We start from the raw sequence: 17,909 nt of genomic DNA, 5'->3' as shown, positions 1-17,909 counted from the left end.
GCCGAAAAAAGTGATATGGCTATCAGTAACAAAGTAGAATACGGTTTTGCCGAGAGTCCTTTCGGCACTATTATCGTGGCACGTACCTGGGACGGCGTGTGCGACCTGCAGTTTCTTGACCACAACCGCCTGGAGACGATCCACGAGCTGGCTCAGCGCTGGGGCGAATACACGCCCACCACACAAAGCAACACGATGGCCGAGACAGTGGAGCGCGCCATCTTCGAAGGCTACGACCATCCTGTGCCCCTCGACGTGAAGGGCACCGACTTCCAAAAGCGTGTATGGCACGAACTCCGCAACATCCCCATCGGTACCACCGTGAGCTATCAAGAAGTAGCTAAGCGCATTGGGAAGCCCAAGGCTGTGCGTGCCGTGGCCACTGCCATAGGGCAGAATCCAGTAGCAATGCTCATTCCCTGCCACCGCGTCGTTCATGCAGACGGCACTGTCGGAGAATATCATTGGGGATGCAAACTGAAGAAAAGACTCATCGAGTGGGAAAAGCAGCAAGTGCAGAAACCATGAGCGAGACGGCTAACGGCCTCTACGACAATATCCTTGCCGCAGTGAGTAGGAAGTCGCTCAATATCTCGCTGCGCTTACGTCTCTTGCACGAAACCCTGGTCATTGTCTGCGCGGAAGGCTTGAAAGACACCCGCTTCGGCTTCGGTGACCTTAACGCCCAGTTAGAGAGTGTAATACACTTGTTCCACATTCACGACGACGAGGCCGGCGCACTGCGTCAGGCCAGGCGCGACAGCAATCGCCCGTCGATAGAAGGCACCGAAGCAGAGGCCTTGCGCGCCCTGTGCTATGACGCGGCAGCCGTGGCGCGACTCATCAGCCGCGTATACAGGACGGATATTCCGGCGGTGCTCACATCGCTTCTGCCCCACGACATCAAACCGGTAACAGACCGGCTGAGAAGAAATACGCCCGATAAGCGCTGCATTGTCAAGACATTTGATGAGCACACGATCACCGTTATCGTCGACGAGGATGGAAACGACACCGAGAAGACAGTGCGCTACACCCAGCCGATACAGCATGCCCGCATGGAATACCTCTACGGCATCCTGCAGCCTGGCATGCACCTTAATCTCCTCGATTGTCAAGCCGAGGGAGACATCCTCACACCGCGGCTCATCATCGTCGAACCCGACTGCCTGATGGACATCTCCGTCATAGCTTCTTGCTTTGAAGACTATGGACACCACCCACTCCTTTATTTTCTCAGCCGTATCAGGGAGCGCGCCAACTCCCAGGCCATTCTTCTTGGCAACTATGCCGGCGCATGCCTCGACGACATCATCAACGATCCGCATTTCTCCGCTGCGCGTACGCTAGTGAAGAACTTCCGCGACAAGGCACTCGAATATGCCTCTTGTGCCGATTTCGACGGCCGGCAGTTCAAGGCTGATGCCGCGCGTCAGGCTTCCAATCTGGTGGCGATCGTCAACGAGCTTCGCCAATATTACAATTTGGACAAAGCTGTCCTGGAACCGACATTTGTCTGCGAGAAGCTTGGACTGCAGGGACGTGTGGATCTCATGACGACGGATATGCGCCTGCTGATTGAGCAGAAGTCGGGCCGCAACATCTTCCTGGAGGGCTTCGGGGTCAACAGACATGGCTCCAAGGTGGTGGAGAAGCACTACGTACAGGTACTGCTCTATTTCGGCATTCTCTATGAAAACTTCGGCGTACAGCATTCTAATATCCGCCTGCTCTATTCCAAATATCCGTTGCCCAACGGCCTTCTCAGTGTGACATCGCTATTGAAACTGGTCTACGAGGCCCTACGTTTCCGCAATGAGGCCATTGCCCTGGAGTTTCAGATGGCTGAGAAGGGTGTAGGACACGTCTTGCCCATGCTCACCGAACGCACGCTCAACACGGCCCATGCCACCAGCCGCTTCTATGAAACCTATCTCCGACCGCAACTCCTCTCATTGATCACACCACTGCAGTCGCTCACACCCTTGGAACGTGCCTATTTCTGCCGAATGTCGCAGTTTGTCATCCGCGAGAACATCATGTCGCGTGTGGGCGTGGTGGAAGGCACCGGCAGTTGTGCGGCCAACCTCTGGAATATGCCGTTAGCGGAGAAAAAGGAAACCGGCAACGTCTACACAAATCTCATGAACCCAACGGTGTTGGACTCAGACACGATCTCACAGAACAAGGCCGCACATGGGGTATGTGATACGCTGGCATTTACCGTGCCCGATCAAGGCGAAGATTTCCTGCCAAATTTCCGTCGTGGTGACATGATTTATCTTTACGCCTACACACCCGGTACAGAGCCCGACGCGCGTCATGCTATTCTTTTCAAGGGCGGATTACAGGAGATCCGTACTGACCGTGTAGTGGTCAGGCTGATGAATCCGCTGGCGACAACTTATCTTGTGCAGAACAAGGAAAAAGTGTGGTGCATTGAGCATGGCAGCAGCGACGTGGGCGGCAGTGCGGCTCTGAGTTCCCTTTATCAGCTCATCACCGCGCCAAAAGACCGCAAAGACTTACTGCTCGGACAGCGTGCTCCCCGCACCGACAACAGCCTGAAACTGTCAAGGAGCTATAACGAAGGCATCGACGATATCATCCGCAAGGCCAAACAGGCGCGCGACTACTTCCTGCTCGTGGGCCCTCCTGGCACAGGAAAGACCTCAATGGCCCTACAGTTTATAGTTCGCGAGGCATTGAGTGCCTTGCCATCCCCGAACGATGGCTTGTTACTCATGGCTTACACCAACCGCGCGGTGGATGAGATCTGTGGAATGCTCGTCGACAACAGCATCGATTTCCTGCGTATCGGCAGTGAACTGTCATGCGCCGAGAGTTACGTACCTCACCTATTGCAGAACAAAGTGGGTGAGAGGCCTACACTTGCAGGCATGCGGAGGCTCATCATTGACGCCAAGATAATCGTGGGCACTACGTCCATGATCCAGTCGCGTGCTTACCTGTTCTCACTCAAACATTTCTCGCTGGCCATCGTCGACGAGGCCTCACAAATTCTGGAGCCCAACCTCATCGGGTTACTGGCCAGCCATCGTAGTGCCGCCACCGCTGTACATCAGTCATCCGACGCTACTTGCGACATCGACCGGTTCGTTCTTATCGGCGACTATAAGCAACTGCCCGCTGTGGTGCAGCAGAGTGACAACGACAGCGCAATCAAGGATCCATTACTCAACAGTATCGGCCTCACAGACTGTAAGAGCTCGCTATTTGAGAGGCTTATCCGACAAGAACTGTTAGCCGGGCGCACACAATTCATCGGCACACTACACCGTCAGGGCCGCATGCATCCGGAGATAGCAGCATTTCCCAACCGCGAGTTCTATTTTCGTGAGCATCTCAGCTGTGTGCCCCTGCCTCACCAACAGGCCACAGATATTGGCTACACACTGCCTTCACAGGATGCTGTCGACGATCTGCTGAAAACACATCGCATGCTCTTTTTCCCGTCGGCCAACTGCCGCCAGCCAGAAATTTCCGACAAAGTGAATATTGAGGAAGCATGTATCGTGGCTGACATGCTCCGACGCATCCACCGTTTTTATGGATCTTCATTTCATCCAGAAAAGACCATAGGGGTCATTGTACCTTACCGCAATCAGATCGCAATGATCAGAAAAGAGATAGAGAAAACCGGTATCAAGGCTCTTGATGACATCAGCATCGACACTGTAGAGCGCTATCAGGGATCGCAGCGCGATGTCATTGTCTATTCGTTCACTATCCAGCAGGCCTATCAGCTGGACTTTCTCACAGCCAACACCTTTACCGAAGACGGCCACACCATCGACCGCAAACTCAATGTCGCCCTTACGAGAGCAAGAAAGCAACTCATCCTCACAGGCAACGAACAAACGCTCTCAGCCTCACCAATTTTCCGCGAACTCTTCGAGTTTATCAGGCAACAAGACAAAGAAATAAGGCCATGAAATAAAAAAAGGAAGGAGCTGACTTCCTTCCTTAAAATTCAATTTGTAGAATATCCTCTATGCTGCCACTAAAAGGACCGGAATGTTCTAACTTGAGTGTGCACATTGCCGCAGCAAAGCGTCCAGACGATTCAATATCCATGTCTTGGGCGCGGCACCAAAGATAACCGGTGGAAAAGGTATCACCACAACCCGTGACATCGACTACCTTACGCGGCTTGAAAGCAGGGATATCATAGAAATAGCCGCCTGCATAGATCACAGTTCCGTAGCTTCCTAACGTCATGACGACTTCCTTCACACCGTACGCACCAAGTTTCTGACCAACTTCATGGGTGTCACGGCTCCCTGCAATTGCTACCATCTCGCTTTCGTTAAGCTTCAAGATACCAGTGCAATGCAGCACGCGCTCCTTGTCTTTCCAATCAACGGCATATACCTTCTCTCCGACAACCTCACGCAGATAGCCCTGCACATCTATAGATATTGTACCCTTTGTGGAAAGATACTCCACAACCTCCGGAGAGAAGTCATCCGAAAGAAGCGAACCAAGATGAAAGACCTTAGCATTAAGATTCCTCACGTCTTCCAATGTGAAGGGGTCTGCCTTGGCCCGCACCCGTTGCCGACGGTCATTGGAGTTGGCACCATAGATATTCTCAAAGAAAACGGTGTGGCGACTCGGATAGCAGAGGGTATCAAAACCCAATGACCTGATTTTCCCAATATCCTCGCGACTCTCATCGCCAACCTTGGTGACAAGTTGATAACTTACCTTCCGCGGCAAATGACTCATGCCATAAGTCATATAGAAAGCGGTACCACCTGCCATATAAACAGTATTATCCGGTGTGACAATCTTGTCGCGGGTGATGTGCCCGATGCTACAAATATCGTATTTCATAAAAAGCGTCTTGCAAATTCCCATATCACAATGCCGGCCGTGGTGCTCACGTTCAGGCTGTGCTTAGTGCCAAACTGTGGTATCTCCAGACAGCCGTCACTCATGTCGACAACACTTTGCTGCACGCCTTTCACCTCATTACCAAGAATGACTGCAGCAGACACATCTGGCGACAACTTGAGTTGCTGAAGTTTCGTTGAACCTTCTACCTGCTCCACACTCCACACGAAGCGGCCTTCAGCATGCAGCTCACGCACAGCCTCGTCCGTATCCTTAAAATACCGCCAAGCCACACTGTCCTCACCTCCGAGTGCTGTCTTATGGATCTCAGCGTTAGGCGGGCATCCCGTCACGCCACAAAGCCATATCGCTTCCACACGGAAAGCATCGGCAGAGCGAAAGACACTACCCACATTATAGAGCGAACGCACATTGTCGAGCACTACGATGAGTGGCAATTTCTTCGCTGCCTTAAACTCTTCGATACTCAGCCGGTGCATCTCTGCGGTCTTAAGCTTTCTCATGCTCTTTTGCCTCATAGGCGAGCGCGTAAGCCTTGATCTGCTTCACCATCGCCAACAGTCCGTTGCTGCGGGTGGGCGAGAGATGCTCACGCAAGCCAATCCTATCGATAAAATAAAGGTCGGCATCAAGTATTTCCTTCGGTGTGTGGCCGCTGAGCACTTGAATGAGCAAAGCGATGATGCCTTTCACTATCAACGCGTCACTATCAGCAGTAAACACGAGCCTGCCATCCACATCGTCGCACTGTAGCCACACTCGACTTTGGCAGCCATCGATGAGATTCTGCTCTGTCTTGTATTTGTCGCTTAGCGCATCGAGGTCGTTGCCTAAGTCGATGAGCATCTGGTATCTGTCCATCCAGTCATCGAAGTCACTAAACTCCGCAATGACCTCATCCTGCAATTCATTAATTGATTTCATATCTTATCTATTCTGAACACCTTGTCATTGAGTCTCACTTTGTTCGGCACGGGCACCGAGACGAGCGTGTGCTGTACGGTCTCCTCAATTGTGCCATTGTCATCGTGAATCTCCGTGGCGTTGAGATACATGGCTCCTGTCGTCGGCCCAGTGATGAGCAGGCGGTCGCCTTTCTTAAAGGTGCTGGCCTGAACAGCAATCTCCCCAACACTGAGGCGACTGAAATACTTATTCACCCTGCCCACGAGCGTCTTTTTCTCCGTAGCGAGTGAGCCATACTGATTGTTCCATTCGCCCATCGTCTGCCCTTGATAATAGCCATCCCAGAAGCCTCGGTTGAAGACGGTGGCGAGACGATTATCCCACGCAGTCTTCTTCTCTTCGGTGAATGTGCCATCAAGCACGCTACGGATAGCCTCCTTGTAGCAGGTCACGACCGTATAGACATATTCAGGGCCGCGAGCGCGACCCTCTATCTTGAATACCCGAACGCCTGCTTGCATCATCTTGTCGATAAAACGGATGGTCTTCAAGTCCTTCGGACTCATGATGTACTTGTTGTCTATCTCAAGCTGATTACCAGTCTCATTGTCGGTCACTGTATAGCTACGCCGGCATATCTGTACGCACCGTCCACGGTTAGCGGAGCGGTTGGCAGCATGCAGACTCATATAACACTTGCCCGACACAGCCATACAAAGGGCACCGTGGCAGAACATCTCAATGCGAATAGGACTGCCCAACGGACCGCAGATATGTTGCCGCACGATCTCGTCGTGGATATGCCTCACCTGCGTCATGTTAAGCTCACGTGCCAATACACTGACATCGGCAAACTGGGCATAAAACTTCAACGCCTCCACATTGCTTATATTAAGCTGTGTGGAGAGGTGCACCTCCATGCCTTTCTTGCGGCAATAAGCCATCACCGCCACATCGGATGCAATGACAGCTGACACACCTGCCTTTACAGCAGCGTCAACGATAGTGTGCATAGCCTCCACATCCTCATCATAGATAATGGTGTTGACGGTGAGATAGGTCTTGATGCCGTACTCCCGACAGGAAGCGACAATATAATCGAGGTCGTTGAGATCAAAATGATTGGCTGAGTGTGACCGCATGTTGAGCTGTCCGACACCAAAGTAAACGGAGTCGGCTCCCGCCTGAATAGCAGCTGCGAGCGACTCGCGGCTACCTACCGGCGCCATGATTTCGTAGTCTTGCATCATTATTTATAAGAACAATCCGTCTTGGGAAGCTCAAGAGTTCTTGGGGATTCAGAACTCCAACACTTCCTTTGACTCCAAGACTTCTTATTTATTCCTAAACTTTTCCGTCTGTTCTTTAATCAGCTCCTCATCCTCAAAATAGTCGATGCGCATCGCCCTACGCACCTCGTCCATGGTCTGTGCAGCCACCTCACGGGCATTCTCAGAGCCCTTTCTAAGAATATTGAAAATCTCAGGAATATCTTTCTCATACTCTGCACGGCGTGCACGGATGGGGTCAAGCATACGATTGATGACATTGTTGAGCAATTTCTTGCACTTCATATCACCGATTCCGCCGTGCTCATACGCCGCTTTGAGTTCATCAAGATTATTAAACTCCGGCCAGAAATCAGCAAAATCCTGATCGGTGGCAAACGCATCAAGATAGGTGAACACAGCGTTACCCTCCACATGCCCAGGGTCAGAGACATTGAGATGTGCGGGGTCAGTGTACATACCCTTCACTTGTTTCCACACCGTATCGGCGTCATCGGAAAGATAGATACAGTTACCAAGGCTCTTTGACATCTTCTCCTTGCCGTCGGTGCCAGGCAGACGTCGCGCCGTTGCGTTCTCCGGCAGCATGATTTGCGGCTCCACAAGCACGGGCGCATAGATATTGTTGAAACGGTTGACCAGCTCACGTGTAAGCTCCAGCATTGGCTCCTGATCCTCTCCGGCAGGCACTGTCGTGGCCTTGAAAGCAGCGATATCCGCAGCCTGCGAGACGGGATAGCAGAAGAATCCCAACGGGATGGAGTCGTTCTCGAAGCCACGAAGCTTCACCTCTGTCTTTACCGTGGGGTTGCGCTGCACACGGCTCACGGAAACGATATTCATCAGATAGGTGGTCAATTCGGCGAGTTCGGGAATACGACTCTGCACGTAAAGCGTGCACTTGTCTGGGTCGAGACCCGCAGAAAGATAGTCGAGTGCCACATTGACGATGTTCTCGCGTATCTTGTCAGGATTGGAGGCGTTATCAGTAAGAGCCTGCACGTCGGCCATGAAGACAAACATGCGATCAAAATCTCCCTGATTTTGAAGCTCTACGCGGCGGCGCAGGCTTCCTACATAGTGTCCAAGGTGGAGGCGGCCAGTGGGACGGTCGCCGGTGAGTATTACTTTTCCCATAATTGCGTTAGAGTATTCTGTTGGCAAAGTTAGCAATAATTTTGCATTTTCACGGCATCCTTTGAAGTTACTTCAACTCAATTTCCACGAAAACACCTTTATGGGTCAGTCCAAAGAGGCTATGTTTGTTGGAATCACCTCCGCAGCACCGGATTCTACATCATGGTCCACATCAATCAGAGTATCTATGGCTGCAAGACTATATGCCATACTGCCAAATAGTTATCCACACAAATCAACACGGGCCATAAATAGTTTTCATTCTTTCAGTGCCGAGTTATAATCGGTCTCCTTGTTGGGGATAGCCCAGATCCAACGCGTGTCGTCGTCAGCGGGAATGGTGATAGCGAATGTGGAGTGAAAGCTTCCTGGCGACTTCAGTCCAGCCTTGACATTAAGCGCTTTGCGCGAGATATCCTGCTTCCATCGCTTGCAGTCGGTCCAGTCGAGGCCTTCTCCGAAGAGGTCAAAACGCCGATAGAGCTTCACCTCTTTAAGCAGGTCGTCACCCGTTTTATCAGGTTGCTGGAAGGTGGCATCATAGGGATGCACGACATCGTAGAGTAGCTGCTGGGCCTCGGCATCCTTACCTAAATGACAAAGAGCCTCAGCCTGGATGTAGTACATCTCTGCAGAACGGAAAAGGTTGAAAGAGCCACCTCCAGGGAGAAAGGCAGCGCGCAACTTGAACTGCTGGTATCCGAAGACATAGCTGGTCGAATAAAGATAGCCCGTTGCACGTGCACGATTGAACATCAACCCCTTAGTAGCCCGTCCAGCAGAGTTCATGGTTTAACATTTCATCCATCTGATAAAGGGATATTTATCTTGAAGTAAACGCAACAATCGTTAATAGAGACTCAAGCTCTCAAGACGGCCGTTGCCTTTACACCGTTAACGCGTTGCCTTTACACCGTTGACGCGTTGCCTTTACACCGTTGACGCATCGCCTTTACGCCGTTGACGCGTTGCCTTTACGCCGTTGACGCATCGCCTTTACGCCGTTGACGCATTGCCCATGTCTTTGTCGTTTCTTTCTTCAAAAGGTTAGCAGGCACATATCATACATCTTGATGCCGGTTGTGGCCGGTATCAATGAAAAGGCGGTCCCTGTGACCACCCGCAGTCAGGATAAACGCTTTACCTCACGACTGCGAACGGCCACAGGGGCCGCCCCTGCTGTTTATACTATTTGAGAGGCTCTGTGACGGGGTCTCTCCGCCTCCTTCTCATATAAAGAAAGAGACGGAAAGGCTCGCTACCGCTGATTACTTCTCCGGATCACGATCCTTGTAAGAGAACTTGTGCCCCTGAAGCATGTTCTTCGGATCGAGTGCGTTGTCGAGCTCTTCCTTTGTCATCAGTTCTTTCTCTAAAACGACATCATAAACCGACTTGCCGGCGTCGAAGGCCTCCTTGGCCACCTTGGTACTATTCTTGTAACCAATGTAGGGATTGAGGGCGGTGACGATGCCGATGGAGTGCTTCACCATGTCAATACAATGCTCCTTGTTGACGGTAATGCCGAGCACGCACTTCTCGGTGAGAGTGTCAAGGGCATTGCTGAGCCATATCTCGCTTTCAAAGAGACACTCGGTGATGACAGGCTCCATGACGTTAAGCTCCAATTGTCCGGCTTCGGCGGCGAAAGTGATGGTGGTGTCGTTGCCAATGACCTTGAAGCAAGTCTGATTGACGACCTCAGGAATGACGGGATTCACCTTTCCCGGCATAATGCTGGAGCCCGGAGCCATAGCGGGGAGGTTGATCTCGTGCAGTCCACAGCGCGGTCCGGAGGCCATGAGACGAAGGTCGTTGCAGAACTTGGAGAGCTTCACAGCGAGACGCTTCAGGGCCGAGGAGTAACTCACGTAGGCACCCGTATCCGGTGTAGCCTCCACGAGGTCGGGTGAGGAAATGAAGTTCTCACCGGTGAGACGGCTGAGGTTGGCGGCGCAAAGCTTGGCAAAGCCCGGCACGGCATTGAGGCCTGTCCCAATGGCCGTACCGCCCATATTGATCTCGTGCAGCAGCTTGACGTTGCGTTCCAGGTTGAGCAGCTCCTCTTCGAGGTTGTCAGCGTAGGCGTTGAACTCCTGTCCGAAGGTCATCGGCACGGCATCTTGCAACTGCGTGCGCCCCATCTTGATGGCTTCCTTGAACTCGTCAGCCTTGTAGCGCAAGGAGCTGATGAGCCCCGTGAGGCTGGCCACAAGCTGCTTGTTGAGGCGGATGACAGCCAGACGGATCGTCGTGGGGTAAACATCGTTGGTCGACTGTCCGCAGTTGACGTGGTCGTTGGGGTAGCAGTACTGGTATTCGCCTTTCTTGTGGCCCATAATCTCCAAGGCGCGATTGGCAATGACCTCATTGGCATTCATGTTGACTGAGGTGCCGGCACCGCCCTGCATCATGTCGACGGGAAACTGGTCGTGCAGCTTGCCGTCGATGAGCTCCTTGCAGGCCTGCTCAATGGCACCGCTGATCTCGTCGTTGATAACACCTAAGGCATGGTTGGTCTGGATGGCGGCGAGCTTGACGTAGGCGATGGCGACGACGTAGTCAGGATAGTCGCGCATGCGCTTACGAGAGATGTGATAGTTGTTCAGCGCGCGCTGTGTCTGGACGCCGTAATAAGCCGCCGCGGGCACTTTGAGCTCGCCTAACAGGTCGGACTCGATACGATAATTCTTCTCTTCCATAATTGTTTTATGTTTGATATTTATAATCAGAATGCTTTGATACGGTACATAAAGCCCAGCTCAATGCGGTTGGTGCTGTGGTCGTCAAGTCCATATTTCGCTACCTTGTCACTGTAGTTGTAGTGCCTGCCAAGATAAGCGAGGAAGACACGGAAGTCTTGCGACTTCACGGGATAATACTCCACACTGGCCAGATACATCATCGACTTGCGATAGTTTTTCCACTCTTCCTGCCCCGACACGCTGGCCGTCTCATAGGTGCCTTTCAGCATCAGGTTCCACTGTGGAGCGAACTGCCAGTTGAGTTTGGTTATCAGAGAGTTATAGTGCACATCACTAAAGTAGTTGGCACCATTGGCATTCAGGAAGGAAGTCCCTTCCGAGGAGGCGATGCGTAACCGGTCAAGGCCGTCGAAGGCCCCCATGTAGTCGACATACCACTGCACAGTGGGGAGGTTGAGCTTCTGTCCGAGCACTACCATGCGGCTGTATTTATGCCTGGCCTGTGTCTGGATGCCGTAAGACCAACGCGTCTGCAGCCTGTCGCCGAAGAAGCTGCCGCTCCACAAGGCAATATAAGTGAGCGGATGATTGGCAGCCTCGAGGCGGCGCGTGCCACTACCCTTCTCAAGGGACTTTGCGCCGGAGCCGTACTCATCGGCGAACTTGTTGTTGTAGGCGTCAGTTACGTTGACGGCTATCTCCTGCGTCGGTACGGGTTTGATGGAGAGGTTCACTCCCGCCATGAAGTTATCCATGTTGTCCACCATATCCGAGTATTGATAGATATACATAGGATTTTCGTCGAACTCGAAGCCACCCCAGTTCTGGCACATCTTACCGCCCTGGATGCCTACTTTCGGCGTGAGCTGATAGCCCACCATCAGGATGTCGGTGGCCTTGGCGAAGTTGTCCTCACTCTGTGCGGTATTGTTCTTGTTCAGACGGTGACGGAAGCGGTAAGACAACTTGTCGGTGATGTTGCCCTTGATTTCTATGCGCGCCTGCTTATTCTTGAACGATGAAGTCCATCGGTCACCGTCGTCCAGTTCCTGAAAACTCGAAGCATAGTTGAAATAAACATTAAAGGCATCGGTTTTCTTCTCCAAATTGAACACGCGGTGGGCAAGGCTCTCATAGTTACCATCAGCACCACCCATACCCGTATTGTTACCTTGGGCAAAGGCCGCTATAGGCAGACCGATAGCAATGGTAAGAAATATGTTTTTTTTCATAGTGTTGCAGTTTTTATTTTTCTTTTGATCATACACGGGGATATACCCCCCCCAGCACAGTTTTCCACAAGTTCTTAATACTCCTCAAAATATTGCTGTATCTTCTGCCAGTCCTTCGTCTTGGTAAGGGCTAACATGAGGAGTACGCGTGCCTTTTGCGGATTGAGGTTCAGCGAAGCAATAAACTGATACTTGGCGTCGTCGACCTCACCGTTGAGGTTAGTAGGGCCGTAAGGTACACGGCTGGATCGCACGATCTGTATGCCCTGCTTGCGTGCCTGGAGCGCCACATCGAAGACGTCCTTATAGAAGTTGCCGTCGCCGACACCGGCCAGGACGATGCCGTCGAACTTAGCATTGACAAACGCCTGCATAGGCAGCGGTGAACAGTTGGCATAGCCATAGACAATGCCCACCTTGGGCAGTTCGGTGAGGTTGTCGACATTGAACTCTGAGGCTGGGCCCTGCTTGAAGATGCTCTTGTGTAGATAGACGGGCTTGCCATTGTAGACATAGCCAAGCTCACCGAAGAGGCCACCCTTGAATGTGGCACAGTCGGTGGTATGAGTCTTGATGACTGACTTGGCGTCGAAAAGCTCATTGTTCATGCAGACCATCACGCCATGACCTTTCGACGACGGATCAACGATTGTCGCCACGCCATTGTAGATATTGGCAGGGCCATCGGCAGAGATGGCTGTAGAAGGACGCATGGAACCTACCAGCACCACGGGTTTGTCACTGTGGACGGTGAGCGAGAGGAAGTAGGCCGTCTCCTCCATGGTATCGGTGCCGTGGGTCACGAGCACGCCGTCGTAGCCCTCGTTGTTGAGCAGCTCATTGATGCGGCGGGCAAGCTTGAGCCACACCTGGTCGTTCATATCCTGAGAGCCGATATTGACAAGCTGCTCGCCGCTCACGTCGGCCAGGTCTTTAATCTGAGGTACAGCCTCAATAAGTGTCTGGATGCCCACCTGTCCGGCACCATAGGCCGAGGAAGTGGCACTCTGGCTCACGCCCGCAATCGTACCGCCTGTAGCGATGATGCGGATCTTAGGCTTTGCAACTAATGATAGAACTGAAAACAGTACAAAAAGTACGGTGAAGACTGATGTTTTCTTTTTCATGGTCGTGTGTATTTTTGAGGGTTAATTTAAAAACTCATTACTTTTAAAGCTCATCAACCTAAGAGCTCAAAGACTCATCAACTAAATAAATAATGTGATGGCATAGCCCACACCGATGGCTACAATGGTCGTCACGAAGCCGGGGAGCTGAAACGAGTGGTTGATGACATACTTGCCCACATGCGTCGTGCCCGTGCGGTCAAAGCCAAGCGCAGCCACCTCTGTGGGATAGTTGGGCAGGAAGAAATAACCGTTGACAGCAGGGAACATGGCCACAAGCAGCAGCGGATTGATGCCGAGGGCAATGCCAACGGGATAGAGTGTAGTGACTGTGGCCGCTTGTGAGAAGAGCATGATGCTGAGCAGGAAGAGGGCCACAGCGAAGAGTAGCGGGGCCGTGGTCACCATACCTGAGAGCGCGCTATTGATAGCTTCAGCGTTGCCGGTGTAGAAGGTCGATCCCATCCAGGCAATACCGAAAATGGCTACAAGGGCATTAATGCCGGCGGAGAAGATGTTGCCTTTAGGCACTTCGGCCACATGGGTCTTGCCTACAAGAACAATCAAGATGGCATCGCTCATCATCACCATCTCAATGGTCTCCGACATGGTGCAGCCTTCAGGGCGCAGACCTGGGAAGAAACCGAACAACACCACCACGGCAACACCTAAGAGGAATGCCCAGACAGCGTACTTAGCATGCGGGTTGGGCTGTGTCTCTGCCTGAAGCAGGTTCTTCTCATCCTCGTCGGGATTGATAATGCCTGCCTTCACGCGACGCTGGTATTCAGGATCGTCAACAAGTTCCTTGCCTACGTGATTCTCAATGAAAGCCGCCACAAGAATGGCAATAATGCTTGCGGGAATACAGACGATAAGAACGGTGCCAAGCTCAATGCCCTTTCCGCCCAGAAGGTCCTGGGAGATAAGGGCGGCCGTAGCAGCAGAGACCGGACTGCCTGTGATGCCCAATGATGCTGACACTGTAGCCAAGCTTACCGGCCGCTCTGGGCGAATCTTATTGGCCTGCGCAATTTCACTGATGATAGGCAGCAACGAGTAGCTGGTGTGTGCCGTACCGGCGACGATGCAGAACAACCATGTGCAGAGCGGACCATAATAAGTAATGTGGTCGGGATGATTGCGCAGGAATTTAGCCGCCAATCCAACAAGATACTCCAGTCCTCCCGAAGCCTGCAAGGCAGCGGAAGCCGTGATGACGGCAAGGATAATCATCATCACATCGATGGGGGCCTTGCCTGGCGTCAAGCCGAAGCCATACACTAAGATGAACACGCCAAGCATGCCATAGATACCCAGCCCAATGCCACCCACGCGTGCTCCGATGAAGATCAGGGCAATGACGATAGTGAGTTCTAAAAGAAGAAGTACTGTTGCCATATATAAACAAATTGATCACTGATTTACTTGACATAAATCAAGTTATTCAATGCAAAGTTAATCGTTTTTTGCTGTATGGCATTTACAAAAAAGCTTCTAATATTTGTAAAAAACAAAACAAATACCTAACTTTGTCCATTATCAATAAATGTGATCGCACACAGACCTATAACCATTAATGAACAATTATGGGGAACTTGAGTCTTCCGGAGCTTGCAACCCGTTATCGCATCCATAATATTTATGGGGCCAATATTGCCTATTTCTCATCAAAGGAAGGAGGTAAAAGCGATCTGCGCGCTATGGATGACAGGATTTGTTGCTACGAACTGAATCTCATTCTGCAGGGTTCGGCACGTGTAGAGATCGCCGGGAAGATACACTTATTGTCCCCCGGCTCACTTATGGCACTCACGCCTTTCCAGCCGGCCAAATGCTGTCTTGCACAGGATACTATCGCAGAGGGACTGCTTATTGACCGTGCCTTTTACGATAGCATTCCGACAACGGACTCCGATACCGATGTATCCATACCAGGATTACCATCAAGATTCAACACCATCTATCAACTGACGGAAAGCCAAAAAAATGAGCTCAGCGGTATTTTCCAACAGATACAGAAAGCCATTCATTTCATGCACTTGTATAAAATGGAAATGATCCAGTCACTTCTCCATATCTGCAAACTCTATATCAGCGAGTTACCGTTCAAAGATAATGTTCTGACCCCAGACTTCCGACACAAGGAAAATATCTATAAAATATTTCTCCACTTGGCTGAAATCAATTTTAGAAAAGAGCGGCAAATACAGTTCTATGCCGACAAGCTCGGCATCACGACCACCTATCTCAGTCGTGTGGTAAAGGAAATCTCTGGCAATACCGTCAATGATCAACTCTCCCGCCGCGTTTATCATGAAGCTTGTAACCTACTCAAAACGACGACCATGACGATGGGAGAAATTGCTTTCGATCTTGGTTTCAAAGATCAAAGTGCCTTCACTAACTTCTTCAAGCTCCATGCCCACTGCTCACCCAAGGAATATAAAAAATCTTCGCAGGAAGCGAGTGGTGTGGTATGAAGAGACTACGAAGGCATGTTAAAGTGGCCTTTTACAGGTTGCGGCCTCGAGGCCGCAACCTCTGCTATTCATGCCATTTGACACGCCCTCGTATTCACACAGAACGCTTTATTATAAGCGTTTCTTCAGCAATTCAGGCAGGATGCAGGTCTCGTCTGCCACAGGCACGCCGGCAGCCTCAAGAGCCAGAATCTTTCCCTCGGCCGAACCTGAGCCACCAGAGATGATGGCGCCGGCATGACCCATCTGCTTACCCGGAGGAGCCTGACGGCCAGAGATAAACACAGCAACGGGCTTGGTGACGTGCTTTTGGATGAACTGCGCCGCGCGCTCTTCGGCATCGCCGCCGATCTCGCCGATCATAGCGATGGAGTCGGTATCGGGATCATCCTGAAACATCTGCAGTAAGTCCTCAAAATATAGCCCCACTACAGGATCACCGCCTACGCCAACGGCTGTAGAAATGCCCAGACCACTCTCAACAAGGTCATAGACCACTTCATAAGTCAGTGTGCCACTACGAGAGATAACACCCGTATGTCCCTTCTTGAAAATATTGGCGGGCATAATGCCAACCATCGACTTTCCAGGAGAGATGAGTCCAGGACAGTTAGGGCCGATGACCTTCACGCCTTTGATTCGCGCATAGTTCTGTGCCTCAACGGCATCGAGCACGGGTACACCCTCGGTGATGCACACTACAAGCTGGATTCCGCCGTCAATGGCCTCCAACATCGCGTCTTTGGCGAATGGAGCCGGCACAAATATAATAGAGGTGTTGGCACCTGTAGCAGCCACCGCTTCTTTCACCGTGTTGAACACAGGGATGCCGTCAACCTTCTGACCACCCTTGCCGGGGGACGTGCCGCCAACGACCTGTGTGCCATACTCCTTCATCCTTGCAGCATGGAAGCCGCCGTCACGTCCCGTGATACCCTGGACAATGACTTTTGTATCTTTATCTATCAGTACGCTCATAATCTATAGGTTCTTTAATGATTATCGATTATTGGAAATCTCCACGGCCTTGTGCCCGGCATCAGCCATTGCAGTGGCAACGGTGAAGTGAGTGCCCTTGAGAATCTCGCGGCCCTCAGCCTCGTTGGTTCCCGTGAGACGGATGACGATAGGAATGTCGGTCTTGATGATGTCGAGTGCCTCAAGCAGTCCTTTTGCCACATCATCGCAGCGCGTGATGCCACCGAAGATATTGATGAGGATGGTGTTGACGTGTTTGTCGGAGAGTAACAGTTTCATGGCTTCCACAATCTTCTCAGGGTTCGATGAACCGCCAATGTCGAGGAAGTTGGCAGGCTCACCGCCGTAGAGCTTGATCATGTCCATTGTGGCCATAGCCAGTCCTGCACCATTAACCATGCAGCCAATCTTACCGCCGAGATTGACATAGCTGAAGCCATGATCCTTAGCCCACTGTTCCTTCTTCTCGTCATCGTCGGGCTCGAAGCAGTCCTTCACGTCGGGGTGACGGAAGAGGGCATTGTTGTCGAACGTCATCTTGGCATCGATGGCTTTGAGCGTACCGTCTTTCAGCATGACCAGCGGATTGATTTCCACCAGCGATGCATCCTTCTCCACAAAGAGCTTGTAGAGTGCTTTGAAGATCTTTGCCGCCTGTTTCACCTGGGCCCTGTCATCGAAGAGTTTCCATGCGGCCTCGTTGGCCTTGAAGTCGGCCATGCCGATAGTGGGGTCGATGATGATCTTCTCGATCTTCTCCGGTGTCTCGCGTGCCACCTGCTCAATATCCATGCCGCCGGAGCGCGAGAGCATCATCATGGGGCACTTCGACTTACGGTCGACAAGGATGGAGACATAATATTCGGAAGCGATGTCGACAGCCTCAGAGACGAGCACGCGGTCGACGGTATAGCCCTTGATCTGCATGCCGAGGATGGCCTCCGCATGCTTGCGGATCTCTTCTTCGCTGACTCCGAGCTTCACACCTCCGGCCTTTCCTCTGCCACCGGTATGAACCTGTGCTTTCACCACTGCCTTGCCACCACCAAGCTTGCGGTAGGCTTCCACGGCCTCGTCGGCAGTATGGCAAAGGTAATGCCGGTCTACCGGCACGCCATACTGCTCAAAGAAGCTCTTGGCTTGATATTCGTGTACTTTCATGATTTAAGTT

The 17,909-nt window shown here is 51.8% G+C and carries 15 protein-coding genes; 3 read left to right on the top strand and 12 right to left on the bottom strand.

Annotation, left to right across the window (positions count from 1 at the left end; genetic code table 11):
* Window positions 1-15: 15 nt before the first annotated feature.
* Both PREMU_RS03655 and PREMU_RS03650 read left to right on the top strand, forming a co-directional pair.
* On the top strand, window positions 16-528 hold the full coding sequence (locus tag PREMU_RS03655; protein ID WP_007573217.1) for a methylated-DNA--[protein]-cysteine S-methyltransferase: 513 nt from the start codon (window positions 16-18) through the stop codon (window positions 526-528).
* Window positions 525-3,956, top strand: a complete 3,432-nt coding sequence (locus tag PREMU_RS03650; protein WP_007573215.1) for an AAA domain-containing protein — start codon at window positions 525-527, stop codon at window positions 3,954-3,956. Before PREMU_RS03655 ends, PREMU_RS03650 begins: the two co-directional genes overlap by 4 nt.
* Before the next feature lie 31 nt (window positions 3,957-3,987).
* Here PREMU_RS03650 and PREMU_RS03645 read toward each other — a convergent pair whose 3' ends face one another.
* From PREMU_RS03645 to PREMU_RS03600, 10 genes are all read right to left on the bottom strand, one after another.
* Complete coding sequence (locus PREMU_RS03645; protein WP_007573213.1) at window positions 3,988-4,860, bottom strand: PfkB family carbohydrate kinase; 873 nt, start codon at window positions 4,858-4,860, stop codon at window positions 3,988-3,990.
* Complete coding sequence (locus PREMU_RS03640) at window positions 4,857-5,384, bottom strand: RNA methyltransferase (protein WP_007573211.1); 528 nt, start codon at window positions 5,382-5,384, stop codon at window positions 4,857-4,859. The genes PREMU_RS03645 and PREMU_RS03640 overlap by 4 nt, the downstream gene beginning before the upstream one ends.
* Window positions 5,371-5,805 (bottom strand): SufE family protein, encoded by a 435-nt coding sequence (locus PREMU_RS03635; RefSeq protein ID WP_007573209.1) that lies wholly within the window; start codon window positions 5,803-5,805, stop codon window positions 5,371-5,373. Before PREMU_RS03635 ends, PREMU_RS03640 begins: the two co-directional genes overlap by 14 nt.
* Window positions 5,802-7,034 carry a peptidase U32 family protein gene (locus tag PREMU_RS03630; RefSeq protein ID WP_007573208.1) on the bottom strand — a complete coding sequence of 411 codons (1,233 nt, stop codon included), beginning with the start codon at window positions 7,032-7,034 and terminating at the stop codon, window positions 5,802-5,804. Before PREMU_RS03630 ends, PREMU_RS03635 begins: the two co-directional genes overlap by 4 nt.
* An 87-nt stretch (window positions 7,035-7,121) precedes the next feature.
* On the bottom strand, window positions 7,122-8,213 hold the full coding sequence (gene trpS / locus PREMU_RS03625; RefSeq protein WP_007573206.1) for a tryptophan--tRNA ligase: 1,092 nt from the start codon (window positions 8,211-8,213) through the stop codon (window positions 7,122-7,124).
* Window positions 8,214-8,471: 258 nt separating this feature from the next.
* On the bottom strand, window positions 8,472-9,002 hold the full coding sequence (locus tag PREMU_RS03620; protein WP_083819208.1) for a RagB/SusD family nutrient uptake outer membrane protein: 531 nt from the start codon (window positions 9,000-9,002) through the stop codon (window positions 8,472-8,474).
* A 479-nt stretch (window positions 9,003-9,481) separates the two neighbouring features.
* Window positions 9,482-10,915 (bottom strand): aspartate ammonia-lyase, encoded by a 1,434-nt coding sequence (gene aspA, locus PREMU_RS03615; RefSeq protein ID WP_007573204.1) that lies wholly within the window; start codon window positions 10,913-10,915, stop codon window positions 9,482-9,484.
* Between the two features lie 26 nt (window positions 10,916-10,941).
* Window positions 10,942-12,150, bottom strand: a complete 1,209-nt coding sequence (locus tag PREMU_RS03610) for a porin (protein ID WP_007573202.1) — start codon at window positions 12,148-12,150, stop codon at window positions 10,942-10,944.
* 74 nt (window positions 12,151-12,224) lie between these two features.
* Entirely contained in the window at window positions 12,225-13,277 is a 1,053-nt protein-coding gene (ansB, locus tag PREMU_RS03605) for an L-asparaginase 2 (RefSeq protein WP_007573200.1), read from the bottom strand.
* A gap of 81 nt (window positions 13,278-13,358) precedes the next feature.
* Complete coding sequence (locus tag PREMU_RS03600) at window positions 13,359-14,678, bottom strand: anaerobic C4-dicarboxylate transporter family protein (RefSeq protein WP_007573199.1); 1,320 nt, start codon at window positions 14,676-14,678, stop codon at window positions 13,359-13,361.
* Window positions 14,679-14,866: 188 nt separating this feature from the next.
* Between PREMU_RS03600 and PREMU_RS03595 the strand changes: the two genes are divergently transcribed.
* Complete coding sequence (locus PREMU_RS03595) at window positions 14,867-15,760, top strand: helix-turn-helix domain-containing protein (protein ID WP_007573197.1); 894 nt, start codon at window positions 14,867-14,869, stop codon at window positions 15,758-15,760.
* Between the two features lie 111 nt (window positions 15,761-15,871).
* On the opposite strand, the gene sucD is transcribed toward PREMU_RS03595, so the two are convergent.
* Window positions 15,872-16,738 (bottom strand): succinate--CoA ligase subunit alpha, encoded by an 867-nt coding sequence (sucD, locus tag PREMU_RS03590; RefSeq protein WP_007573195.1) that lies wholly within the window; start codon window positions 16,736-16,738, stop codon window positions 15,872-15,874.
* Window positions 16,739-16,759: 21 nt separating this feature from the next.
* Window positions 16,760-17,899, bottom strand: coding sequence for an ADP-forming succinate--CoA ligase subunit beta (gene sucC / locus PREMU_RS03585; protein ID WP_007573193.1), 1,140 nt, complete (start codon window positions 17,897-17,899; stop codon window positions 16,760-16,762).
* Window positions 17,900-17,909 lie beyond the last annotated feature (10 nt).

The sequence above is a fragment of the Hallella multisaccharivorax DSM 17128 genome (genome assembly GCF_000218235.1).
Classification (GTDB): domain Bacteria; phylum Bacteroidota; class Bacteroidia; order Bacteroidales; family Bacteroidaceae; genus Prevotella; species Prevotella multisaccharivorax.
This window is presented reverse-complemented; position numbering and strand designations above follow the sequence as displayed.